Here is a 21,010-nt window from a genome sequence, read left to right on the forward strand (position 1 = left end):
GACCAAGCATAACACGTTTATGGCTCAAAGTCCCAAAAGCTTGGGCGCATATAACATGTCGGAGAACACTTCGGCCCCTAGTTCTTCCAATCGCGCACCATCATCATGGGCCGCATAGCCCAGGCAGCGCATATTGGCGCGCATTGCTGCGGTGACACCGTTTTCGCTGTCTTCGATCACAACCGGCACCGTTGCGCCGAAATGCTGTGCAGCGGTCAGGAACAGGGTCGGGTCGGGCTTGCCCGTTCCAAGCACCTGCGCCGAAAACATCACATCTTGAAAACGCTCCCAAAGACCATTCTGGCCCAAAGTAATCTTCATTTTCTCAGGCCGACCATTTGAGGCGACACAGTAGGGAATGACGCTTGCATCCAGTTGCGCCAGCAATTCACGGATACCCGCGACCAGAGGCGTGCCTGCTTTCAGCGTCTCGTAGATTTCCGCATAGATTTGATCAGTCCAGTCATCCGGCAGATCAGCCCCCAGCTCGCGCGCCTTGTCGCGCACACCGGTCATGGTGCCGCCAACAAACAGGGACATGCATTCGGCTAAGGACAAGTGCAGACCATGGCCAGCGAGATTGTCGACCATGACCTGATTGGACAAAACCTCGCTATCGACCAGAACGCCGTCGCAATCAAAGATAACCAGATCGTGCATCTCAGCCCCCTGTGCGCCACATTAGCGAGATATGCGTGTCGCCATATTTCCGCGTGTCGTGCAGCGTAAAGCCCTCGGGCGCGAGCATGGGGGTGCTTTCTTCCCAGACGATCAGAGCGTCATCAGACAGCCAACCACCTTGGGTAGCCGCGGCCAGTGCCCTTTGACCCAGAGCTTTTCCGTAAGGCGGATCCAGAAAAACCAGATCACAAACAGTGCCCGGGTTTTCGCCCAAACGGGTCGCGTCCCGCCGGATCAAAGTGGCCTGGCTAGCGCTTCCGGTCAGGCCGATATTCTTGCGGATCAGACCCTGCGCGACCCTCCCATCATCGACAAACGTGACGTGGGACGCGCCGCGAGACAGCGCTTCTAGTCCCAATGCACCGGTGCCCGCAAAAAGGTCGAGAACCTGCAAGCCGTTGAAGTCGATCTGATGATTCAAAACGTTGAACAGGCTTTCCCTTACCCGGTCAGTGGTTGGGCGAAGATGCGCACCGGCATCGCCTTTGCCAACCGAAGTCAGAGCCCGGCCCCGGAAGTCTCCGGCGATGATCCTCACGCTTTGAGCAGCGGTTTCAGGTCCGCTTCTGGGTCGGCAACAACAGCCGGATCAGCGGTCTTGCCGGCATCAATCAGGCGTTTGCCAACCATATAGGCGCGCGGGTCATTCATCGCGTCGACCGCGATCAGCTGATCGCCCTTGTAGTACCAGAAGGACACCGTCGCGCCCTCACCCTTGCGAGTCACCACACGGTCATAGCCGGTATTCAGCCCGGCGATCTGCAGCTTGACGTCATACTGATCGGACCAGAACCATGGCGTTGCAGTGTAATCCTTAGCCGCGCCCAACATGTTCTGGGCCACGATCTCGGCCTGATCAATGGCGTTCGGCACGCTTTCCAGGCGGATACGGCCTTCGCCATGCGGGAACGACGCGCAATCGCCCGCCGCCCAGATCGACGGATCTGAGGTGCGGCCATGGGCGTCGGTCTTGATGCCGTTATCCAGCTCTAACCCGGCCAGTTCAGCCAGTTGAGTCGACGGCGCGATGCCGACGCCGACGACAACAAAATCCAACTCAAGTTGGGTGCCATCGGTCAGGACGGCGCCCGTCACCTTGCCACTTTCACCAACCAGACGATCCAACCCGACGCCCTCACGAATGTCGGCCCCGTATTCGGTGTGCAGCGTGCGAAAGTAGTCGCTTGTCTCTTTGGCCGCGACACGCTGAAGGATGCGGTCGGCCATCTCGACCAAGGTCACCCTGACCCCGCGCTTGGCACAAACGGCGGCGGCTTCAAGCCCGATGTAGCCGCCACCAACGATCAGCGCGCGGGCGCCATCCGATACCCGAGGTTCCATCTCGTCGATATGGGCGAGATCTCGCACCACATGGACACCCTCAAGATCGCCCCCGATCGCTGCGGGCAGGCGGCGTGGGTCGGACCCAGTGGTCAGCGCCAGTTCATCATAGGTGATCACCTCATCGCCGAGGATCACCGTCTTGGCCTTTGGATCAATCGCCGTCACACGTTGACCCAACCGTAGGGTGATGTTGTTTTCGGCATAGAAGCTCTCGGGCCGCAGGAACAGGCGCTCCAGCTCCATCTCGCCCAGCAGATAGGCCTTGGACAAGGGCGGGCGTTGGTAGGGCAAATGCGGCTCGGCTCCGATCAGGGTGATGTCACCTTCGAACCCGTCCTTGCGCAGCCGTGCTACCAAAGAAGCACCGGCCTGCCCTGCCCCGATCACGACAATATGGCTCATGTTTCGCTCACCCTGCAGAATTCACGTGGTTACTTTGTTTCGACCACCTATATTGCGGCAAAGCCCGACTCTGCAAATCCAAATGACAGGAGCGTAAAAATGATTGCAACAGGTGACATGCTGCCCGAGGCCACGCTGATCCAGATGGGTGCCGAAGGCCCCGAGGAGGTTCGGATTTCAGACAAGACCAAAGGGCGCAAGGTTGTGATCTTCGCTGTACCCGGTGCGTTCACCGGAACCTGCACAACCGCTCATGTACCAAGCTTCATGCGGACCAAGGACCAGTTCGATGCCAAGGGTGTAGAAGAAATCATCTGTATCTCGGTCAACGACCCTTTCGTGATGGGCGCCTGGGGAGAAAGCACCGGTGCAACAGCGGCCGGGCTGACCATGCTGGCCGATGCAGCGTCCGAGTTTACCAAGGCCATCGGCATGGATTTCGACGCCCCGCCCGTAGGCCTGATTGCACGCTCCAAACGCTATGCAATGCTGGTTGAAGACGGCAAGGTTGTGGCGATGAATCTGGAAGAAAACCCCGGTGTCTGTGAGGTCTCGGCTGGTGAAGGCCTGCTTGATAGTATCTGATCCCTGTCGGCCCCGGTTTGACCGGGGCCACGTGAAACGCATTTAACTTGATGCAACGCCCCGATGCGCCAATACTTGGCGCATACAACTCGGGAGTTCATTGATGCGACTGAAATTGCTTACATTGTTTCTTGGCACCGCCGGGGCCCTGGCGGCGTGCGGACCTGCACCCACACCCCAACAACAGGCTGCCCGACAGCACGAGATCGCCTGCCTGAGTGGTACCATAGGCGGCGCCCTGATCGGTGGAGTGATCGGCAATCAATTTGGCGGTGGTTCAGGCAAGACCATCCTGACGGCGGCGGGCGCCGCTGCGGGTGGCGTGTCTGGCGAACGTTACGCGTGCTGAGGAGATTTGAGATGAAACGAGTATTGATTATCACCACCGTATTCGTGATGGCTGCTGCTGCAAACGCAGAGACTGTCGCAGAACTGCACGAGGCCGAGTTGAATAACATCGACACCAACAATGACGGCTTCCTGTCCAAGGACGAATTCAACGCCTTCTCGGACTATGCATTTCAGGCAATGGACGAAGACAAGAACGGCACTCTGGGCCTGAGCGAAGCAAAACCGTTCTTGGATATCAAACAGTTCGAAGCCGTTGACCGGGATGGCGACAGTCTTATCTCAAAGGCAGAGTATGTCAGCCAGATGCAGAACGATTTTGACGCTGCGGATAAGGATGGCAACGGTCTCTTAGATTAAACGCCAACTTGGTTGGCAGGAGCGTGTCATGAATAAATGGATCTGCCTCGGTAGCCTGGTGGCTTTGGCCGCATGTGACGTACAGCAATCCCCGGTGGTCAGCGGCCCTGATGGTCAGGTGCAGATTCAGATCAATACCAGCGGTCTGACCTGTTATGAAAATCGGTGTCTCGACATCAATCCGGCGGCCCGCAGCGTGCGGTCCGTCGGCACCCGTACGATCAGAATTCCGGGCAATATCAATGTCAGCGACGGCACGATCACTCCGGCAGAATTCAAGCAGCTGGGAACGGCAACATTGCTGGCCGGTGGGACGGGTTCACGCGGAGACCGTTAGCAGGCTGTCCATCTTACGCGCCAGCTTGGCGTCTTGTGCAGACAGACCGCCAACATCATGGGTCGACAGGACCACCTCTACCGTGCGGTAGACATTCGACCATTCGGGGTGGTGGTTCCATTTCTCGGCCCAGATCGCCACCTGCGTCATCCAGCCAAAGGCGGCGACAAAATTATCGAAGATGAAGGTCTTGGTGATCGCATCGCGGTCTTCGACCATGGTCCAGCCATTTCTGAACAGCGGGTCCAGCAGCGGGCCGCGGGTCTCGGTTGACAGAAGTTCGGTCATTGCTGTTCCTCCGGGTTCGATTTCCTGAACGGGCCATAATCCGTCAGAATCTCGATCTCTTCTCCCACTGCGTGGGACTCGGCGTCCAGATATTTCTGAACCGCATCAGCAAAACCCGGATCGCCAACCCAATGCAAGCTATGCGTGCGGGTTGGCAGATAGCCGCGCGCCAGCTTGTGCTCGCCCTGCGCACCGGCCTCAACCCGCGCCAGACCTTCCGCAATGGCAAAGTCGATCGCCCTATAATAGCACAGTTCGAAATGCAGGCAGGGGTGATGTTCGACACAGCCCCAATACCGGCCATACAGCGTTTCCCGCCCGACAAAATTTAACGCACCGGCGACGGGGTATCCATTACGTTCGGCCAACACCAAGGCGATGTCATCCGTCATGGTTTCCTGAGCGATATCAAAGAATTGTCGCGTCAGGTAGGGCGAGCCCCATTTTCGCGCGCCGGTATCCTGATAGAACCGCCAGAACGCGTCCCAATGCTCGGGTCGCAGATCATCGCCGGTGATTGTTCGAATCTGCCCACCGAAATCACAGGCCTGCTTGCGTTCCTTCTTGATATTCTTGCGTTTGCGCGAGGACAGCGCAGCCAGAAACTCGTCAAAATCGGCGTAATCATCATTGAGCCAGTGAAACTGCTGCGAGTGACGCACCATCAGGCCCATCTGTTCCCCTGCCAGCGCCTCGGCCTCGGTACAGAAGGTCGCGTGCAGGGAAGAAATTCGATTCTCGGCGGCCAGTTGCACCGCTCCTTGCACCAGCGCCGAGATCCCGACAGCATCGTAGCCGGGTCGCACCAAAAAACGCCTGCCAGTCGCGGGTGTGAAGGGCACCGCGATCTGCAGCTTGGGATAATATCGCCCGCCCGCGCTTTCATAGGCATGAGCCCAGCTATGGTCGAAGATGTATTCACCCTGGGAGTGCGACTTGGCAAACATCGGGGCTGCCGCAATCAGCATCCCGTCCAGATAGGCTGTCAGGTATTGCGGCTGCCAGCCAGTACCACGCCCGACCGAGCCGCTTTCTTCCAGGGCATGCAAAAACCGATGTGTCGTGAACGGATCAAGCGGTCGCCCGCCATCGGCAACCTCAGGGCAGGCGCAACTGTCCCAGTCGCTCGCGGAAATCTGCGAGACCGATGTCAGAACCCGAACCTCAATCTGTGCCTGATCCATATCCCCTCCGCGCTGCACCTTTATCTGTGATCGCGCGCGCCGGGATCAAGCGGGATGTTCGGCCAGATAGCCTTCGAACGTAACATTATCGGCAACCTTGCGTGCCTCTGCTTCTTGTTCAAGCGAACGCACGGTCCAGCACAGGATCGGCACACCCTGTGCCTTCAACTCAGCGACCCGGGGGCGGTCAAGATCGATGACTTCATGGCTGATAAAGCTGGCTCCAACGCGGTCGAAATCCGGGATGTTGCGCAGATGATCGCAGACGGCTTGCGGCAGAGGCTCGACCTTGGGCTCATAAGAGCTGGTAACGAGACCGCGCGGCAAATGTGGCGCAAGGCGTGCAATCTCTGCGACTGAATGCGGGTTGAACGACATCAACGCGACCGGGCCTTCATAGTCTTTCAGTGCGCTTACAACATCTGCTTCCAAAGCGCCGATATCGGGGCCCATTGCACCATCTTGATCCTTCAGCTCGATGAGCAAGGGCACCCGTCCTGCAACAATGGCCAGCACCTCTTCCAGCGAGGGGATACCTTCACCGTCAGAATGCAGAAGCGTCTGGGCCCGCGCTTGTGTCTCGGTGATCTGTTGGATCGGTCCGGGCTGCCCGGTCAGACGTGTCATGTCATAGTCGTGAAACACCATGGCCCGATTGTCACGGGTGCGTTGCAGATCAATCTCGACCCCATAACCGGCGTCTATTGCGGCACGAATGGCGGCCCGGCTATTCTCGGGCCGCTGATCAGAAATGTCATGCAGCGCGCGATGTGCTATCGGGCGCTGCAGGAACTCAGACGGAAGGGACGGTTTCATTGAACCTCGAAAATACCCTCGATTTCAACGGCAACACCCAAAGGCAATGAGGCTGCGCTGACGGCCGAGCGCGAATGACGACCGGCGTCGCCCAGCGCTTCGACCAGGAAGTCGGAGGCCCCGTTGATCACCTTCGGCTGTTCTGTGAAATCAGCGGTCGAGTTTACAAAACCGGTCAGCTTGATCACGCGCACCAGCTTGTCGATATCGCCACCACAAGCCGCTTTGACCTGAGCCAACAGGTTGATGGCGCAGACTTTGGCTGCAGCGGCGCCTGCCTCAACATCCATATCATCACCGAGCTTACCAGTGATCAGATCATCCGCCTTGGAGATCTGGCCCGACACGTAGACAATGTTGCCGATGCGCACGAAAGGAACGTAGTTTGCTGCCGGAGCAGGTGCGTCCGACAGGCTGACACCCAGGCTGTCCAGTTTTGCTGCGATGCTCATATGATTGATCCTCATCTCGTAGTGATTCAGCGCGGACGCTACCCGGGAAAACCTGTTTCCGAAAGCGGGAAAGCGGGATTTTTCCCATTGCCTGCAAACTGGGCAGGTCTTCTCTTATTCAGGAAGTGTTGAATTCGTGTCACTTTACGTCGCCCCATCGGCTGAGGTAAACGCGAGTTGTTGTTTCAAATCCTGCGCGAAACCTCTATGTGAGACCAATTGCGCCACCAAGGGTGCAAAGGCTGTATTGATTGAAGGCCCGGATACCGCTGGGCAATTTTCGGAGTAACGAAGACAGTGCCAAGTTACATTCGTCTGAAGCACCTGATCATATTCGCCATCCTGACGGTCCTATCGGCATGCGCGACGCAGCCTCAGGACGCAGCGGCGCGGGGTGAGATTTTTGACCCCTATGAAGGGACCAACCGGGGCATTCACAAGTTCAATCTGGGTGTGGACCGATTCCTGTTCCGACCGGCCTCGAAAGGCTATGTGAAGATCGTACCAGATCCGATGGTTACCAGTTTCAATCACTTTGCCGAAAACCTGACGATGCCCGGGCAGGCGCTGGACTATCTGCTGCAAGGCAATCTGAAACAGTCCGGCAATGCGCTGCTGCGCTTTCTGATCAACTCGACCGTGGGCGGCTTTGGCCTGTCAGCCCCGGCGGATGAGCTGAACCTGCCGCCTGTTGATACTGATTTCGGCGAAACCCTGCATGTCTGGGGCGTGGGCGAAGGTGCTTATGTGGAACTGCCCTTCTACGGCCCGTCCACCGCGCGCGATGCGGTCGGCGTTGTGGTCAACCTGTTCTCGAATCCGATCAACTTTAGCCCGACCCGCCCGGTCGACAATATTGGTGTCTATGCCGAGGTCGTGCGGCGGATGGGAGATCGCGGTCGGTTCTCGGATACAGTTGATTCGATTCTGTACGAAAGTGCAGACAGTTACGCGCAAGCGCGCACGATCTACCTGCAAAATCGCCGCTTTGAACTGGCAAGGGATGATGAAGACGCCTATCTGGGTCTGTATGACGATCCCTACGCCACCACCGGGACCGACCCTGTCAGAGACCCCTATCTTGACCCGTATGAGGACCCCTATGCTGAATAACCTGTTGAACCGACGCCGTTTTGTGGCCACCGCCCTGACCGGGATGACAGTTGCCGCATTGCCTCTGCCCGCGTTCGCGCTGACCGAAGCGCAGGCCAAACAGCTGGTCAACAGCGTTGTGGCCGATATCACGCGTATCATTGACTCGGGTAAATCCGAAAACGCCATGCTGCGTGATTTTCAGAAGATTTTTGTGCAATACGGTGATGTGCCGATCATGGCCCGCTATGCGCTGGGGGCGGATGCACGCACAGCCTCATCCGCACAGCTGCGTCAGTTCACCAAAGCGTTCGAAGGCTATATTTCGCGCAAATATGGTCGCCGGTTCCGCGAGTTCATCGGCGGTGAGGTCACCGTGCGTAACGCGCGCAAGATCAAGACCGGATACGAGGTCAGAACCTCGGTCAAATTGCGCGGCTCATCCCCGTTCGAAGTGACATTCCTGGTGTCCGACAAATCGGGTCGTGGAAAGTTCTACAACATGTTCATCGAAGGTGTGAATTTGTTGCTGACCGAGCGCACAGAGATTGGCGCAATGCTGGATGCGCGCGGCGGCGACCTGAATCGCCTGATCAAGGATCTGAAAAAGACTGGCTGATCAGAGGTATTATCCTACGCCGGCCACCGCTCGACCCGTTCGCGCGGTGGCTTTTTTGTTCAGGTTGCAGGCTTGCGCGCGATCTGGCTGACATAAGACATGTAGCCAAAAAACGTGTTTGCAGACACACGCGCCCGGGCCTCGGATTTCAGCGCCTGTGCCGTTTCAGGCGCCAACAACCCGGTCTCGGCCATTCGATCCGCACCACGGTCGATAACGGTCAGAAAGTAAGTCGCCTCTCCTTCGGCTACATAACCGTGTCCCCGGCGACGGCCCAACTCAAAACCTGCTTGAGAGAGTGCACCGCCAATCTGGCGCATGATCCAGAGGTTTGTGACGTTCTGATTGATCATGAACCGAATGAGTTGATCCAGAGGATCAAAATCGGCAATCTGCGCTGTGGCGGTATCGTAGTCCCCATCGCAAATCGCGAATATCCCGCCCGGTTTCAGTATCCGAAAGGCCTCGGAAACCACATCCTCGGGGCCGGGTACATGGCACAACAGTGTATGCGCCAGAACAAGGTCTGCTGAGCTATCTTCAAGCCTGGTTGCCTTTGCATCGCCGGTTTCAAAAACAAGATTGCTCTCGCTGGCGAAGCTGTTTCTCGCACGTTCGACCATAACCGGTGAGGGCTCAATGCCGAGCGCGCGCTCCACCCCGCCAACTGACAGCAGCTCTTGCGTGATGTGCCCGGTGCCTGAACCCAGCTCAACCGCGAACCCGCCCTCAGGGACAATCAGATCACTTAGATAGCTATCCCTGATCTCTTTCTGCGCCGGCTCCAGACACCGCGCTTCCATAGCTTCGGCGATACGCTCTTGGACCGAGATATCCTGCCCGGCCAGATCGGAGTACGGATCGGACATAGCGCGCCTCCCTTCGCTACGTCCCAAGATAGCATATTTCAAATTAACCGGCCAAAACCGACTGTGATTGGTATGGCCCACCCCGGGTTGGTGCGGGCCAACGGTCCCTTAGTTCAGCCGTTCACCCGTTTCCTTGGCAAAGTAGGACACCTTGCTCATGTCGAACGCCAGGTTCAGCAATTGACCGGCCTGCGCGCTGGTTTCAGCATGCAGCCGCGCCGTGACCTGCTTGCCACCCAATTCCGACACCACATAGGTATCTGCCCCTGCGGGTTCGACCATATCGACCATGCAGGCGGCTTCCTGCACGCCTGCGCCAGCGCGGAACCCCGCCTCGGCGATATCTTCAGGGCGTAGACCAAGGATGACATCCTGCGGCAGAGACAAGTCACGTGCATCGTTCAGAACCAGCGTTTCACCGGATTCGCGCGCGATCGAGATTTGCGTTCCCGAGCCATTGTTCGATGCCTGTGCCGGGATCAGGTTCATCGCAGGTGAGCCCATGAAATCCGCCACAAACAGATTGGCCGGGTTGTTGTAGATCTCGGCCGGAGTACCGATCTGCTGCACGACCCCGCCTTTCAGGACCACGATCTTGGTGGCCAGCGTCATCGCTTCGATCTGGTCGTGGGTAACATAAACAATTGAGGCGTCCAGTGTCTGGTGCAGCTTCTTGATCTCGGTCCGCATCTCGACCCGCAGCTTGGCGTCAAGGTTCGACAGCGGTTCATCGAACAGGAACAGCTTGGGGTCGCGCACCAACGCCCGGCCCATCGCGACCCGCTGACGCTGACCACCCGACAGTTGGCTGGGGCGGCGGTTCAGCAATGGTTCGATCTGCAGCAAGGAGGCGACGTCTTTCAGCTTGGCTTCCTGCGTGGCCTGATCGACCCCGCGCACTTTCATGCCGAAGGTGATGTTCTTGGCCACCGACATGGTCGGGTACAAAGCGTAAGACTGGAACACCATCGCGATGTCGCGATCCTTGGGGCTGACATGGGTCATATCGTTGCCGCCGATGGACAATGTGCCACCGGTGATCTCTTCCAGTCCCGCAATGCAGTTCAGCAGCGTAGACTTACCGCAGCCCGAGGGGCCGACAAGCACCAGGAAATCGCCCGGTTCAATCGAGATGTTGATGTCTTTCAGAATCTCGGTCGCGCCGTAATTCTTGTAGAGTTTGTTGATATCAAGGATGGGAGCCATGGGTCTTATCCCTTCACTGAGCCAGCGGTCAGGCCGCGGATGAAATACTTACCGGCAACGACATAGACGAGCAGCGTCGGCAGCCCCGCGATGATCGCGGCGGCCATGTCGACGTTGTATTCTTTGACGCCGGTGGTGGAGTTTACGATGTTGTTGAGCGCAACGGTCACGGGCTGCGTTCCCGCCTGGCTGAACGACACGCCGAACAGGAAGTCGTTCCAGATCTGCGTGAACTGCCAGATCACGGTCACCACGATGATCGGCAGCGACAGCGGCAGGAAGATCGACCAGAAAATTCGCAGGAAGCCTGCACCGTCGACACGAGCGGCCTTGGTCAGCTCGGCCGGAATGGTGACATAGTAGTTGCGGAAGAACAGCGTGGTGAAGCCCAGCCCGTAGATCACATGGACAAAGATCAGGCCCGGAATGGTTCCGGCAATCCCCATCATACCCAGCAGACGTGCCATTGGCAGCAGAACAACTTGGAACGGGATGAAGCAACCGAATAGCATCAGCGAGAAGATGATATTGGCCCCTTTGAACCGCCATTGCGCCACGACATAACCGTTCAGCGCACCCAACAGGGTCGACAAAAATACCGCAGGCACCGCGATCAGGACCGAGTTCCAGAAATAGGGCCGCAAACCTTCACACTGGATACCAGTACAAGCGCCGGACCATGCGGTTTTCCAGGCGTCGAAGCTGACCTCTCGCGGCAGCGAAATCAGGCTGCCGGTGCGGATTTCCTCAAGGCTTTTCAATGAAGTCGTCAACATCACGAAGAGCGGCATCAGGTAATACAGTGCAAACAGGCCAAGCAGGATATAAAGCAACCAACGCAGGGCAATCTTGCCCGTAGCGCTTTGGGTGCGGGTTTGTGTTTGGGGCATCGACAGATCAGTCATTTTTCGCCCTCAGCTCTGAGTAAAGATAGGGAACCACGATGGCAAAGACGACCAGCATCATGATCATCGCGGACGAGGCCGCTTGACCAATATCGCCGCGCGAAAAGGCCATGGCGTACATGTAAGTAGCGGGCAGATCGGTTGCGTAGCCCGGACCGCCACCAGTCAGGGCGATGACAAGGTCGAAGCTTTTGATTGCGAGGTGCGCCAGCACGATGAAAGCAGACAGGAAAATCGGGGCCATCGAAGGGATGATGATCGCCGTATAGATGCGCCACGTGGGGATACCATCGACCTGTGCGGCCTTGATGATCTCGCCATCGACCGAACGCAAACCGGCCAAAAACAACGCCATGACGAAGCCGGAACTCTGCCAGATCGCGGCGATCACGATAGTGTAGATCGCATAGTCAGGGTTCACCAGCCAGTCGAATTCGAAATTCGGAAAGCCCCAGCCCTGCACCATGGATTCGATGCCCAGGCCCGGGTTCAAAATCCACTTCCACGCCGTACCGGTCACGATCATCGACAACGCCATCGGGTACAAGTAGATCGTCCGGATCGCGCCTTCGACGCGGATCTTCTGATCCAGCAGGATGGCCAGCAACAGGCCTAGTACCATCGCGATCACGATGAACAGCGCGCCAAAGATATACAGGTTGTTGATCGCCGTATCCCAGCGGGGTGAGTCGAACAGGCGTTCGTACTGAATGAAGCCTTTGATCTCGTATTTCGGCAGTAGTTTCGATCGGGTTAGCGACACCCATGCGGTCCATCCGATAAATCCGTAGACAAAGATCAATACGGCGATGAACGACGGTGCCAGCACCACCTTGGGCAGGTGGTTTTCCAGCCATTCGGACATTTTAGCCTCCGGGGAAAGATGCTCTGCCCCTCACTATAGGGGGCAGAGCGTATTGGATCAGTAGCTGTTTGCTACCGCGTCCGCCAGTTGCTGAACCGCGTCAGCCGAGGACATATCCGAGTTGAAATGTGCGGTCACAACATCCGTAATCGCACCGGCCTGCGACCCGCGCAGCGCCATGCCATGGGCATAAGACGGCAGCAGCGAACCGCCTGCCGAGGTCGAACCCATATCTTCGGCCGAGATTTGCGCGCAGATGTCGAACGCATCCAGCGCCACATCAGTCCGCGCAGGGATCGAGCCCTTGTTCAGGTTGAACACTTCCTGGAATTTCGGCGCGACGATCAGCTTGGCCAGCAATTCCTGACCAGCGCGGTTGTCATCACCTTCCACTTCGAACATGGCAAAGCTGTCGACGTTGTACAGATATCCGTCGCCGGGGGTCGAGGCACACAGGAAGTCTTCGCCGGGCTTCTTGCCAGCCGCCAGGAATTCGCCCTTGGCCCAGTCACCCATGATTTGGAAGGCTGCTTCGCCATTCATAACCATAGCGGTGGCAAGGTTCCAATCGCGGCCTGAGAAGTTTTCGTCCACATAACCGCGCAGGGTGCGCATCTGGTCAAAGACCTGCACCATGGTGTCCGAGGTCAGCGCCTCGGGGTCGAGATCGACAAAGGCTTTCTGGTAGAACTCGGGGCCACCCAGACCCAGCGCAACCGCTTCGAACACTGTGGCGTCTTGCCATGCCTGGCCACCATGGGCCAAAGGGATCACTCCGGCAGCCTGCAGTTTTTCGGCAGCGGCGTTGAACTCTTCCCATGTTGTGGGCATTTCAATGTCGTTGGCGGCCAGAACGTCAGCATTGGCCCAAATCCAGTCGATGCGGTGCACGTTCACAGGTGCTGCGCACCACGTACCTTCGCACATCATGTGGCCTGCAATCGATGCTGGCAGGACATCGGCCCAGCCTTCGGCTTCTGCCACGGATGAAATGTCAGCCAAAACGCCTTCTTCATACCATTCCTGAATGGCAGGTCCTTTCAGCTGAACAGCAGTCGGCGCGTTACCGGCAAGAACCCGGGCCCGCAGCGCAGTCATGGCCGCATCGCCGCCGCCACCTGCGACCGGCATATCGGTCCATGTGCCGCCGTTCGAGGCGAACTCTTCCTGCAGAACCGCGACCGATTTCGCCTCACCACCGGACGTCCACCAGTGCAGAACTTCGGCCTTTGGTTCAGCCACAACAGCCGACCCGGCCACTACGGCCAAGGTCGACACGGTGGCAAATGCAAAACGCTTCATTTTTTGTTCTCCTCCCTGAGAATTCGGTGCCACCCCAAGGGCGGCCATAGGTGATATAGCGCTAACGGATTGCCGCATGGCAACGCAGAATGCGATGCAATATCCTGACAAGGTGGAAATTTTCACCGCTTTTGTTACCCCGTGTTACGTTGGCCTTGAATCCGTTTCCATTCGTTACAATTGGCGGCGACGGAGAACCCTGAGGAGGAGAAACAGAGTGGGCATTCCCCGGCTCCTGGTGGTGGACGACGATTCGGAGATGCGGTCGATGATGACCCAGTTCTTTCAGCAGAACGGGTATATTGCTCTGCCTGCCAGTTCCGAAAGTGAAATACGCACGCATCTAACCTCGGGGCGGATCGACCTGATCCTGTTGGACGTGATGCTGGGCGATGAAAACGGCGTCGAGATCTGTGCCCGGTTGCGGGCTGAACAGGATGTACCGATCATTCTGGTATCGGCCCTGTCGGCGGATCATCAGCGCATGGCAGGATATGAGGTTGGAGCAGACGATTACATCGCCAAACCATTCAACCCGCAACTGTTGCTGGCCCGCGTCCGTGCGGTGATGCAACGCGCCCGACGCACGCCTTCGCTGGCATACCGCCGCCGCACGCGCACCTTTCACTTTGACGGCTGGGTCTTTGACGGCAAACGGGACGAGGTGCATTCGCCCGAAGGCTATCTGGTTTCCCTGTCCCAACGGGAGACCGCCCTGCTGAAGGTTTTGCTGGCGAACCCGCATATTCCGCTGACCCGTGATGAGATCGCCGCCGCACTGGATGTAACCGGTGAGGCCGACAAGCCTGAGGCGCAAGGCCGTGCCATAGATATGCTGGTGGGGCGGTTGCGGTCGAAAATCGAGGCCAATCCAAAAGACCCCCAGATGCTGCGCACCGAGCGCGGTGTTGGCTATCTGTTTACCGCTGACGTTATGGTGGATGAGGACGCATGACCCTGCGCCTGCGCAGTTTTGGCTGGCTCTGGACCCTGTCCGCCTTTGTCGCGGGGCTGGTCGCTGCCGGGATGTGGTTCACCTCGGCACAGGCGTGGAACCGGTACCAGACCGCAGCATTTGTTGCTGGTTTCACCATATACGAAGACTTGCGAACGGGGATGGCGCCGCCACCCGGCCTATTGATCAACCCATTGCCAACCGAGGCAGCCGCGCTTGCTGATAGTGGAGCGTTCCAGCAAATGCCCGGCTTTGCGGATCGCCGCTTTGTCACCAATCTGTCGATCCTGACCGACAGTTCAGCCCCCCTGAGTGGCCGCGAATTGACGCTTGCGGTGTTATCGGATCGACTGGTCTATCCGGTTTCAGACATCGTATCTGGCAGCGATCAGACCGGCCCCGAGAAGATGGGGAACCTGACCCGCCTGTTAGCCACATATTGCAGCGAACCTATCCTGATCGCGCAATTCGGGCGCGGGGTCTGGCAGCAAGTCGACGGCACCGCAATCTGGGGCTGTAAGGCTGCGCCGGTTGATCTGCGTTTGCCCGCAATATTGCTGGGCATTGTGTCCTTGGCGGTGCTTCTCACCTCGGTCGGGAATGTTTCTGACAGTTTCGCACGCTTTGCTCAGGCACTTGGTGACCGCCGACGTCGCGGCGGGCCGCAAAACTATGACGCGGACGGGCCCGAAGAGCTGCGCGATATCGTGACTGCGGTGAATGATCACCTGGATGCCGAACGTGCGCAGCTTGAGAAACGCGCCATTGTACTGTCGGGTGTCAGCCACGATCTGGGGACACCTGCAACCCGCGTCCGGCTGCGTGCGGCGCTGATTCCCGATGGCGAGTTGCGCGAAAAGCTCGAGGCCGACGTGGACCAGATGACCGGCATGATAGAAAGCGTGCTTACTTACACGCGATCGGAACTCAGCGTCGAGGAACCGCGCCAGATATCGCTGACCTCGCTGGTTGAGTCGCTTGTGGCCGATTATCAGGATATGGACCGGCCTGTGTCGTTGAAAGCCGTTGATCCCGTTGTCGTCGAAAGCGCGTCGTCTGTTTTCATGTCACGCCGTGGGCATGCGTCGCTGCCGGAAACGCGGCGCATCCTGGTGACGGGTCAGCCCATCGCATTGAAACGAGCTTTGTCCAATCTGATCGATAATGCCCTGAAATACGGTCGTCACGCCGAGGTTGAACTGGAAACCGATGCTCAGACCGCCACGATCGTCGTCGAGGACAAGGGCACCGACCTATCGGTCGCGGATATCGAGGCGCTACTGGCACCGTTCCAGCGCGGATCAAACATCGGATCTTCGGACGGGTTCGGATTGGGCCTGACAATTGTCAGCACCGTTGCCGAACAACATGGCGGAACGCTGAGTTTCGAGGCCGGAGATCAGGGTCTGCGCGCCCGACTACAGATCACACGGCAATAGTCATGGCGCATAGCTGCGCACCAAGGCGCTGGCGATCAAGGCCCAGCCATCAGCGATGACGAAAAACGCCAATTTGAACGGCAGCGAGACTGTAGCCGGGGGCACCATCATCATTCCCATCGACATCAAAACCGCTGCGACAACGAGATCGATTATCAGGAAAGGTAGGAAAATGAGGAACCCGATCTGAAAGGCCCGCGCGATTTCCGACAACATGAAGGACGGCATCAGCACGGATAACGGGGCCTCGGGCGATAGTTGGATCGCAGCATCATCCGGGCGCAGGTCTGCCATGGCCTGAAACGTGTCGACATCAATGCGCGCTGCCATAAAACTGCGAAACGGCACCAGCGCGCGTTCCAGCGCAGGCTCTACGTCAAGCGTTTCCTCGACCATCGGCTGAATCCCGGTCTCCCACGCCTCGGTAAAAACCGGCTCCATGACGAAATAGGTCAGAAACAGCGCCAGACTGACGATCAACATATTTGGCGGTGACTGCTGCAAGCCGATTCCTTGCCGCAGGATCGCCAAAACCGTGATCAAAAACGGGAAACAGGTGATCATGATCGCCAGTCCCGGTGCCAGGCTGAGCACCGTGATCAGCAAAATCAACTGGATGGTCCGGGCCGAGATCGACCCACCCTCGCCCAGGGACAGCGACAGTTCTTGCGCCGCGCCACCGGAGGGTATGACCAGCAAAAGCGCCAGCCAAAACAGGTGGCGCATCATCCGATCCCGTTCTGCAGATCCGAGATTTCGGTTAGCCGTACAGCCAGTTGCCCGGACTGGTCGCCCTCCATCTCTTCCAACAGACCGCGCGCTACCAATTGGTCCCCAACATAGAGGTCAACCGGATCCTCGATCCGCTTGTCCAGTGTCAGTACGGCATTTTCGCCCATGCTCAACAGGTCACGGATCAAAGGCCGCGCACGCCCGACCGAGACGGTGACTTCGATCGGAACAGTCTCGAACGGGTTGGGTTTTTCGGGTTTCGGTGGTTGAGGATCACTCATTTGACAAAGCCTCTTTTGCTTCAAACAGATATGCGTCGAACGTTGCAGCAATGGATGAGAGCAAGGCAGCGCAGTCCACCTCGCGTTGGGCGATCCCCACCTGCAATCGCGCCTGTCCCGGCTGGAGCGAGACATCCTCGATGACTTGGGGACGCGGCGAGATATCCTGCGGCAGCATCGCCTCGACCTGATCCGAAGTGCCCGCCGGAACAGTCAGCTGCAGTGGCTGGTCAACCTGCTCTCGCGCCATGTCGCAAAGCTGCTCGGTCAATCGCTTCGCAAAGCCATGCTCGATCGTCTCAGGCAGAATAGTCTGAACCAGGCTGTGGAACATCGGTTCCAGCGACAGGGTCATGCGGGTCAATGCTTCTTGATAGGTAAAGGACAGGTCGGATAACGTCGCCGACAGATCGGAGCTTAGCTGTGTACCAGTCTGTTCCTGCGCCTGAACCGCATCTTCCCAGCCCGCCCCATAGCCTTGTTCAAATGCAGCAAGCCGCTGTTCTTCCAGTGCGTCTTCATCCAGTAGATGTACGGCCACCCCAGCCGCAGGGGCGGTGAAGTCTTCAAGAAGATGAGCGATCGACATCACACCTTCTCCTCGCCTTCTTCAAGCCAGCTGCGCAGGATCTCTACCGTCTCTTCCTGCTTGTCGCCGATCATGGCGCGCAAACGGTCGACAGGATCTTCCCCTCGCGCAGCGGCAATCGCCGGAACATTCGGCTGCGCCGCATCCGCGAGCGGTGCAAAGTCCGGCGCATCTGCGGTCGCAATTTCCCCGGTCAGGGAAGGCGCTGGGGCGACCTCGACCGGTGCACCTGCTGGCAGCAGCGCCGATGCCGCAGATTTCGTCAGAATTGGCCGTATGACAAACAGACCCAAAACAAGGGAAACCAGCGCCAAAACCACCATCTGGATTAGCGACATAGCGTCGATGTGCATGTTCTGCCAGATCGACCCGGACACCAACTCGCCCTGGGGTTCAACCATGGGCAAGTCGAGCGATTTCAGTGTGATGACGTCGCCGCGTTCAGCATCAAACCCGACCGCAGAAGCCACAAGCTCTTGCAGTGCATCAAGCTCGGGCTGCGGCATGGGTTCAAAAATCTCGACGCCATCTGTACCTGCCGCTCGAACACCATTGACCAGCACCGCGACAGTCAGACGTTTGATCGCACCTGGCGCGCGATGAACTTCCAACTCGGTCTCTGACACCTCATAATTCACCCGTTCGCGGGTCTGAGTGGCATTCGAATTGGATTCATCGCCTCCTGCCCCGTCGCCATCCGGCAGATTCGACGCCACTGTCACATCCGCCGACTGATTACGCGCACTGTCCGACCGTTCTTCAACATCCGTGCTGATCGCAACACGGCCTTTGGGGTCAAAGCGACGTTCCCGGATAGACTCGGTTTCGGTCACCGTATCTACGCTGACCTCAACCACCGCGTTGCCGGCCCCGACCCGGGCTTCGACCAGGCGCAGAACTTTCTCACGCAATTGGCGCGCCTTATCATCTGCAGTATCGGCTGCCACCGCCGTGTCCTGCGCGCCAATCACAGCCCCGTTCGAATCAATCACAGTGACGTTTTCCGGTGCCAGCCCGCTAACCGCCGACGCCACTAAAAACCGGATCGCCTTTGCCTGATCTCCGTTAATCGGTGCACCCGACGGGACCAGATAAACCGAAGCGGTTGGTGCTATGCTGCGCTGAAACGGGTTGGAGGAGCTGTTGGCGATGTGCACCCGGGCCTTGCTGACATGCGGGCCGCCCACAATCGTGCGCGCCAGCTCTCCTTCTTTTGCGCGCCAATAGGCGGCATCAAACATCTGCGACGTAGTGCCAAAGCCGCTGAGCGAATCCAGCAGTTCGTAACCGCGATTGCCGTTCGCAGGCAGGCCCTCGCTGGCCAAAGTCATCCGCAACTCATCCCGCTGAACGCCGGGGACGTAGATCGAGCCACCCCTTATTTCATAGGTCACACCACGCTGGTCCAGCGCCCGCACGATTTCCCCTGCCGCACCGCTTTCGAGCCCCGCATAAAGCAGCGTCATCGACGGCGCTGTCACAATCCGTGACATCGCAAGCACACCCAGAAACACCAGTGCCACGGCACCGGCCACGATAATTTGTTTGCGCCTGTCCAAACTTGCCCAGACAGTTCCGATCTGCTGCACGCTTACCTCCGACTCACCGACATTCTGTGCGGCTCTGCCCTTGTTTGGACGATTGCCCTTAACAATCGGTTAGTCCCTGAGGGGTTATGACGGTTGCCGAACAGATTCATGAGGACGGCATGACCGACGCAACTGCAGATGAGGCGGAAGCCCCTAAAAAATCAGGGAAAAAAGGCTTTCTGCTTGGGCTGATTCTGGCTATCGCGGGCGGTGTTGGTGGCTATTTCATAACTGCATCCGGCCTGCTTCCCATAGGTGGGTCCGAGATGGTGAAAGAGGCCAAAAAGAAAGGCGAAGACGCTTCCGTAAAGGCACTTCCCGATGTGAAATTTGTCGATCTTCCGCCGGTGATCATCTCGGTCAAGTCAGATGATTCGCGACATTTGAAATTTCACGCGCAGCTTGAAGTGAACGCGGGCTACGCCGCCGAGGTTGAAAAGATGCAGCCGCGAATCATGGACGTTCTGAACAGCTACTTGCGCGCCCTTGAGTTAACCGATCTGGAAGATTCTCTGGCTTTGATGAGGATCCGCGGACACCTGCTACGACGCATTGGGATCGTCGTGGGCGAAGGCCGCGTGCGTGACGTTCTGGTCATGGAATTTGTACTGAATTAGGAGGCGATGGTGGAGTTGATTGCCGATATTCTGCTGGTTGCGGGCGCTCTTGGGGCTGGTCTGTATTGTTTCGTTCTGTCGCGACGCCTGAAGCGGTTTACCGATCTTGAGAAGGGTGTGGGTGGCGCCGTTTCCGTGCTGTCCTCGCAAGCAGAAGAGTTGCGAAAATCGCTGGATAGCGCGCGCCAGGCTTCTGATGATTCCGGCACCGCGTTGCAGACTCTGACCGAACGGGCGGAAACCGTCGCACAACGGTTGGAGCTTATGATGGCCTCGATGCACGATGTCGTTCAGGAAGAGCCCTCTGAGCCGGACGTTCCCATGGATCAGCCAGATGACGCACCTGCTGAGGACAGGTCTGAGCAGCCCGGCGAAGCACAAGAAACTGCATCCGATCCGTCTGGTGAACCAACTGAGGTCTCGACTGAGCCATCGGACACGCCACCAGAGCCGCCCGCAAAGAAACCAGAAGGCCTGATGTTTTTTCGGCACGCTGCTCCATCTGGCGGAGCAGCGAAATGAGTCGCAACCGGGCAAAAGCGCCTGATCGCCGAGCGCGCGGCGGTGTTCTGACCTTCATTTCCTTGCTGATGGTCGGCTCTGCGATTATTCGCATCGGGCTTGAGGCCGGGCCTGCACTTGCCCGCAGCGCAGAACCAAACATGGCCTCGCCGGTCGGTGGTGAACGCAAAGAGGCGAATGCGGCAGATCTACAATTGCTGCTTACGGAACTATTGCGCCGTGAAAAGACTCTAAATCAGCGTGAAAGCACGATTTTGGACCAGGAACGGGCGCTCGACATTGCCGATCAGGCCATCGAAACCCGGCTCACCATGCTGGAGGACGCCGAGAACGCTCTCCGTGAAACGGTGGCGATTGCCGAAAAGGCCGCCGAAAACGATCTGACACAACTGACTGACGTGTATCAGAGCATGAAGCCCAAAGATGCCGCCGCGTTGTTCGAAACGATGGACGCGGTATTCGCCGCTGGCTTCCTGTCTCGAATGCCACCTGAAGCTGCCGCTGAAGTTATGGCCGGTCTCAGCCCCGAGGCTGCTTACACCATCAGCGTGATCATGGCCGGGCGCAATGCACGTGCCACACAGGAATGACCCTCATGGCCATATCTATCTGCACCCTCAACGCTGGAGAC

General features: G+C 58.0%; 27 protein-coding genes. 11 read left to right on the forward strand and 16 right to left on the reverse strand.

Annotated features, from left to right (window positions below; all coding sequences use genetic code 11):
- Nucleotides 1-24: 24 nt before the first annotated feature.
- The 3 genes from ACR0AU_RS09105 to ACR0AU_RS09115 are packed head-to-tail and all read right to left on the reverse strand — an operon-like array spanning nt 25 to nt 2,427.
- Nucleotides 25-660, reverse strand: a complete 636-nt coding sequence (locus ACR0AU_RS09105) for an HAD family hydrolase (protein ID WP_480795586.1) — start codon at nt 658-660, stop codon at nt 25-27.
- A 1-nt stretch (nt 661) separates the two neighbouring features.
- Entirely contained in the window at nt 662-1,219 is a 558-nt protein-coding gene (gene rsmD / locus ACR0AU_RS09110; RefSeq protein WP_170733921.1) for a 16S rRNA (guanine(966)-N(2))-methyltransferase RsmD, read from the reverse strand.
- Complete coding sequence (locus ACR0AU_RS09115) at nt 1,216-2,427, reverse strand: FAD-dependent oxidoreductase (protein ID WP_170733922.1); 1,212 nt, start codon at nt 2,425-2,427, stop codon at nt 1,216-1,218. Before ACR0AU_RS09115 ends, rsmD begins: the two co-directional genes overlap by 4 nt.
- A gap of 99 nt (nt 2,428-2,526) precedes the next feature.
- Between ACR0AU_RS09115 and ACR0AU_RS09120 the strand changes: the two genes are divergently transcribed.
- The 4 genes from ACR0AU_RS09120 to ACR0AU_RS09135 all read left to right on the forward strand — a co-directional run bounded on the left by ACR0AU_RS09120 (nt 2,527) and on the right by ACR0AU_RS09135 (nt 4,057).
- Complete coding sequence (locus tag ACR0AU_RS09120; protein ID WP_170408529.1) at nt 2,527-3,012, forward strand: peroxiredoxin family protein; 486 nt, start codon at nt 2,527-2,529, stop codon at nt 3,010-3,012.
- 103 nt (nt 3,013-3,115) lie between these two features.
- Nucleotides 3,116-3,361: a glycine zipper 2TM domain-containing protein gene (locus tag ACR0AU_RS09125; protein WP_170394802.1), complete on the forward strand. Its 246-nt coding sequence runs from the start codon at nt 3,116-3,118 to the stop codon at nt 3,359-3,361.
- Nucleotides 3,362-3,372: 11 nt separating this feature from the next.
- Complete coding sequence (locus ACR0AU_RS09130; protein ID WP_170626752.1) at nt 3,373-3,720, forward strand: penta-EF hand family protein; 348 nt, start codon at nt 3,373-3,375, stop codon at nt 3,718-3,720.
- A 28-nt stretch (nt 3,721-3,748) separates the two neighbouring features.
- Nucleotides 3,749-4,057, forward strand: coding sequence for a hypothetical protein (locus ACR0AU_RS09135; protein ID WP_170733924.1), 309 nt, complete (start codon nt 3,749-3,751; stop codon nt 4,055-4,057).
- Here the strand turns inward: ACR0AU_RS09135 and ACR0AU_RS09140 are convergent.
- From ACR0AU_RS09140 to ACR0AU_RS09155, 4 genes are read right to left on the reverse strand one after another with little or no spacing between them, the layout of a single operon-like run.
- Nucleotides 4,040-4,345, reverse strand: a complete 306-nt coding sequence (locus ACR0AU_RS09140) for a 4a-hydroxytetrahydrobiopterin dehydratase (protein ID WP_170394812.1) — start codon at nt 4,343-4,345, stop codon at nt 4,040-4,042. The genes ACR0AU_RS09135 and ACR0AU_RS09140 overlap by 18 nt on opposite strands.
- Entirely contained in the window at nt 4,342-5,529 is a 1,188-nt protein-coding gene (locus tag ACR0AU_RS09145; RefSeq protein WP_480735577.1) for a GNAT family N-acetyltransferase, read from the reverse strand. Before ACR0AU_RS09145 ends, ACR0AU_RS09140 begins: the two co-directional genes overlap by 4 nt.
- Before the next feature lie 45 nt (nt 5,530-5,574).
- The gene (locus ACR0AU_RS09150) at nt 5,575-6,345 is read right to left on the reverse strand and encodes a glycerophosphodiester phosphodiesterase family protein (protein ID WP_480795587.1); all 771 of its coding nucleotides are present in this window, start codon (nt 6,343-6,345) and stop codon (nt 5,575-5,577) included.
- Nucleotides 6,342-6,797, reverse strand: a complete 456-nt coding sequence (locus ACR0AU_RS09155) for a RidA family protein (protein ID WP_170394820.1) — start codon at nt 6,795-6,797, stop codon at nt 6,342-6,344. Before ACR0AU_RS09155 ends, ACR0AU_RS09150 begins: the two co-directional genes overlap by 4 nt.
- A 297-nt stretch (nt 6,798-7,094) precedes the next feature.
- On the opposite strand from ACR0AU_RS09155, the gene ACR0AU_RS09160 reads away from it, so the two are divergent.
- Complete coding sequence (locus ACR0AU_RS09160; protein ID WP_170394822.1) at nt 7,095-7,910, forward strand: MlaA family lipoprotein; 816 nt, start codon at nt 7,095-7,097, stop codon at nt 7,908-7,910.
- Nucleotides 7,900-8,508, forward strand: coding sequence for an MlaC/ttg2D family ABC transporter substrate-binding protein (locus tag ACR0AU_RS09165; protein WP_480795588.1), 609 nt, complete (start codon nt 7,900-7,902; stop codon nt 8,506-8,508). The genes ACR0AU_RS09160 and ACR0AU_RS09165 overlap by 11 nt, the downstream gene beginning before the upstream one ends.
- Before the next feature lie 59 nt (nt 8,509-8,567).
- On the opposite strand, the gene ACR0AU_RS09170 is transcribed toward ACR0AU_RS09165, so the two are convergent.
- From ACR0AU_RS09170 to ACR0AU_RS09190, 5 genes are all read right to left on the reverse strand, one after another.
- Complete coding sequence (locus tag ACR0AU_RS09170) at nt 8,568-9,377, reverse strand: methyltransferase domain-containing protein (protein ID WP_170733925.1); 810 nt, start codon at nt 9,375-9,377, stop codon at nt 8,568-8,570.
- 108 nt (nt 9,378-9,485) lie between these two features.
- Nucleotides 9,486-10,583: an ABC transporter ATP-binding protein gene (locus ACR0AU_RS09175; RefSeq protein WP_170408536.1), complete on the reverse strand. Its 1,098-nt coding sequence runs from the start codon at nt 10,581-10,583 to the stop codon at nt 9,486-9,488.
- A 5-nt stretch (nt 10,584-10,588) separates the two neighbouring features.
- A complete protein-coding gene (locus ACR0AU_RS09180) occupies nt 10,589-11,488 on the reverse strand; it encodes a carbohydrate ABC transporter permease (RefSeq protein WP_480591558.1) in 900 nt (299 codons plus the stop codon).
- A complete protein-coding gene (locus ACR0AU_RS09185) occupies nt 11,481-12,353 on the reverse strand; it encodes a carbohydrate ABC transporter permease (protein ID WP_039543053.1) in 873 nt (290 codons plus the stop codon). Before ACR0AU_RS09185 ends, ACR0AU_RS09180 begins: the two co-directional genes overlap by 8 nt.
- 57 nt (nt 12,354-12,410) lie before the next feature.
- The gene (locus tag ACR0AU_RS09190; protein ID WP_170514081.1) at nt 12,411-13,655 is read right to left on the reverse strand and encodes an ABC transporter substrate-binding protein; all 1,245 of its coding nucleotides are present in this window, start codon (nt 13,653-13,655) and stop codon (nt 12,411-12,413) included.
- Nucleotides 13,656-13,872: 217 nt separating this feature from the next.
- Between ACR0AU_RS09190 and ACR0AU_RS09195 the strand changes: the two genes are divergently transcribed.
- The gene (locus ACR0AU_RS09195; protein ID WP_170408540.1) at nt 13,873-14,610 is read left to right on the forward strand and encodes a response regulator transcription factor; all 738 of its coding nucleotides are present in this window, start codon (nt 13,873-13,875) and stop codon (nt 14,608-14,610) included.
- The gene (locus ACR0AU_RS09200; RefSeq protein ID WP_480795589.1) at nt 14,607-16,049 is read left to right on the forward strand and encodes a sensor histidine kinase; all 1,443 of its coding nucleotides are present in this window, start codon (nt 14,607-14,609) and stop codon (nt 16,047-16,049) included. Before ACR0AU_RS09195 ends, ACR0AU_RS09200 begins: the two co-directional genes overlap by 4 nt.
- Here the strand turns inward: ACR0AU_RS09200 and fliP are convergent, their stop codons facing one another.
- The 4 genes from fliP to fliF are packed head-to-tail and all read right to left on the reverse strand — an operon-like array spanning nt 16,050 to nt 19,240.
- Entirely contained in the window at nt 16,050-16,778 is a 729-nt protein-coding gene (fliP, locus tag ACR0AU_RS09205; RefSeq protein WP_170733927.1) for a flagellar type III secretion system pore protein FliP, read from the reverse strand.
- On the reverse strand, nt 16,775-17,062 hold the full coding sequence (locus ACR0AU_RS09210; RefSeq protein ID WP_170394848.1) for a FliM/FliN family flagellar motor switch protein: 288 nt from the start codon (nt 17,060-17,062) through the stop codon (nt 16,775-16,777). The genes fliP and ACR0AU_RS09210 overlap by 4 nt, the downstream gene beginning before the upstream one ends.
- Complete coding sequence (locus tag ACR0AU_RS09215) at nt 17,055-17,651, reverse strand: ABC transporter ATP-binding protein (protein WP_170733928.1); 597 nt, start codon at nt 17,649-17,651, stop codon at nt 17,055-17,057. Before ACR0AU_RS09215 ends, ACR0AU_RS09210 begins: the two co-directional genes overlap by 8 nt.
- Nucleotides 17,651-19,240: a flagellar basal-body MS-ring/collar protein FliF gene (gene fliF / locus ACR0AU_RS09220; protein ID WP_480591564.1), complete on the reverse strand. Its 1,590-nt coding sequence runs from the start codon at nt 19,238-19,240 to the stop codon at nt 17,651-17,653. The genes ACR0AU_RS09215 and fliF overlap by 1 nt, the downstream gene beginning before the upstream one ends.
- A gap of 119 nt (nt 19,241-19,359) precedes the next feature.
- Here fliF and ACR0AU_RS09225 point away from each other — a divergent pair, with 119 nt between their 5' ends.
- The 3 genes from ACR0AU_RS09225 to ACR0AU_RS09235 are packed head-to-tail and all read left to right on the forward strand — an operon-like array spanning nt 19,360 to nt 20,969.
- Nucleotides 19,360-19,857: a flagellar basal body-associated FliL family protein gene (locus ACR0AU_RS09225; protein ID WP_480591566.1), complete on the forward strand. Its 498-nt coding sequence runs from the start codon at nt 19,360-19,362 to the stop codon at nt 19,855-19,857.
- Nucleotides 19,858-19,866: 9 nt separating this feature from the next.
- Nucleotides 19,867-20,379, forward strand: coding sequence for a hypothetical protein (locus tag ACR0AU_RS09230; protein WP_480591569.1), 513 nt, complete (start codon nt 19,867-19,869; stop codon nt 20,377-20,379).
- Nucleotides 20,376-20,969, forward strand: a complete 594-nt coding sequence (locus ACR0AU_RS09235; RefSeq protein ID WP_480795590.1) for a MotE family protein — start codon at nt 20,376-20,378, stop codon at nt 20,967-20,969. Before ACR0AU_RS09230 ends, ACR0AU_RS09235 begins: the two co-directional genes overlap by 4 nt.
- Nucleotides 20,970-21,010: the final 41 nt, after the last annotated feature.

The organism is Ruegeria sp. CG1, from assembly GCF_056537265.1.

Excerpts from the sequence above, each read along its gene's own strand:
- ACR0AU_RS09105 (WP_480795586.1), bottom strand. The coding sequence starts at position 660 with ATGCACGATCTGGTTATCTTTGATTGCGACGGCGTTCTGGTCGATAGC.
- ACR0AU_RS09115 (WP_170733922.1), bottom strand. The coding sequence starts at position 2,427 with ATGAGCCATATTGTCGTGATCGGGGCAGGGCAGGCCGGTGCTTCTTTG.
- ACR0AU_RS09120 (WP_170408529.1), top strand. The coding sequence starts at position 2,527 with ATGATTGCAACAGGTGACATGCTGCCCGAGGCCACGCTGATCCAGATG.
- ACR0AU_RS09125 (WP_170394802.1), top strand. The coding sequence starts at position 3,116 with ATGCGACTGAAATTGCTTACATTGTTTCTTGGCACCGCCGGGGCCCTG.
- ACR0AU_RS09130 (WP_170626752.1), top strand. The coding sequence starts at position 3,373 with ATGAAACGAGTATTGATTATCACCACCGTATTCGTGATGGCTGCTGCT.
- ACR0AU_RS09135 (WP_170733924.1), top strand. The coding sequence starts at position 3,749 with ATGAATAAATGGATCTGCCTCGGTAGCCTGGTGGCTTTGGCCGCATGT.
- ACR0AU_RS09140 (WP_170394812.1), bottom strand. The coding sequence starts at position 4,345 with ATGACCGAACTTCTGTCAACCGAGACCCGCGGCCCGCTGCTGGACCCG.
- ACR0AU_RS09145 (WP_480735577.1), bottom strand. The coding sequence starts at position 5,529 with ATGGATCAGGCACAGATTGAGGTTCGGGTTCTGACATCGGTCTCGCAG.
- ACR0AU_RS09150 (WP_480795587.1), bottom strand. The coding sequence starts at position 6,345 with ATGAAACCGTCCCTTCCGTCTGAGTTCCTGCAGCGCCCGATAGCACAT.
- ACR0AU_RS09155 (WP_170394820.1), bottom strand. The coding sequence starts at position 6,797 with ATGAGCATCGCAGCAAAACTGGACAGCCTGGGTGTCAGCCTGTCGGAC.
- ACR0AU_RS09165 (WP_480795588.1), top strand. The coding sequence starts at position 7,900 with ATGCTGAATAACCTGTTGAACCGACGCCGTTTTGTGGCCACCGCCCTG.
- ACR0AU_RS09170 (WP_170733925.1), bottom strand. The coding sequence starts at position 9,377 with ATGTCCGATCCGTACTCCGATCTGGCCGGGCAGGATATCTCGGTCCAA.
- ACR0AU_RS09175 (WP_170408536.1), bottom strand. The coding sequence starts at position 10,583 with ATGGCTCCCATCCTTGATATCAACAAACTCTACAAGAATTACGGCGCG.
- ACR0AU_RS09180 (WP_480591558.1), bottom strand. The coding sequence starts at position 11,488 with ATGACTGATCTGTCGATGCCCCAAACACAAACCCGCACCCAAAGCGCT.
- ACR0AU_RS09185 (WP_039543053.1), bottom strand. The coding sequence starts at position 12,353 with ATGTCCGAATGGCTGGAAAACCACCTGCCCAAGGTGGTGCTGGCACCG.
- ACR0AU_RS09190 (WP_170514081.1), bottom strand. The coding sequence starts at position 13,655 with ATGAAGCGTTTTGCATTTGCCACCGTGTCGACCTTGGCCGTAGTGGCC.
- ACR0AU_RS09200 (WP_480795589.1), top strand. The coding sequence starts at position 14,607 with ATGACCCTGCGCCTGCGCAGTTTTGGCTGGCTCTGGACCCTGTCCGCC.
- fliP (WP_170733927.1), bottom strand. The coding sequence starts at position 16,778 with ATGATGCGCCACCTGTTTTGGCTGGCGCTTTTGCTGGTCATACCCTCC.
- ACR0AU_RS09210 (WP_170394848.1), bottom strand. The coding sequence starts at position 17,062 with ATGAGTGATCCTCAACCACCGAAACCCGAAAAACCCAACCCGTTCGAG.
- ACR0AU_RS09215 (WP_170733928.1), bottom strand. The coding sequence starts at position 17,651 with ATGTCGATCGCTCATCTTCTTGAAGACTTCACCGCCCCTGCGGCTGGG.
- ACR0AU_RS09225 (WP_480591566.1), top strand. The coding sequence starts at position 19,360 with ATGACCGACGCAACTGCAGATGAGGCGGAAGCCCCTAAAAAATCAGGG.
- ACR0AU_RS09235 (WP_480795590.1), top strand. The coding sequence starts at position 20,376 with ATGAGTCGCAACCGGGCAAAAGCGCCTGATCGCCGAGCGCGCGGCGGT.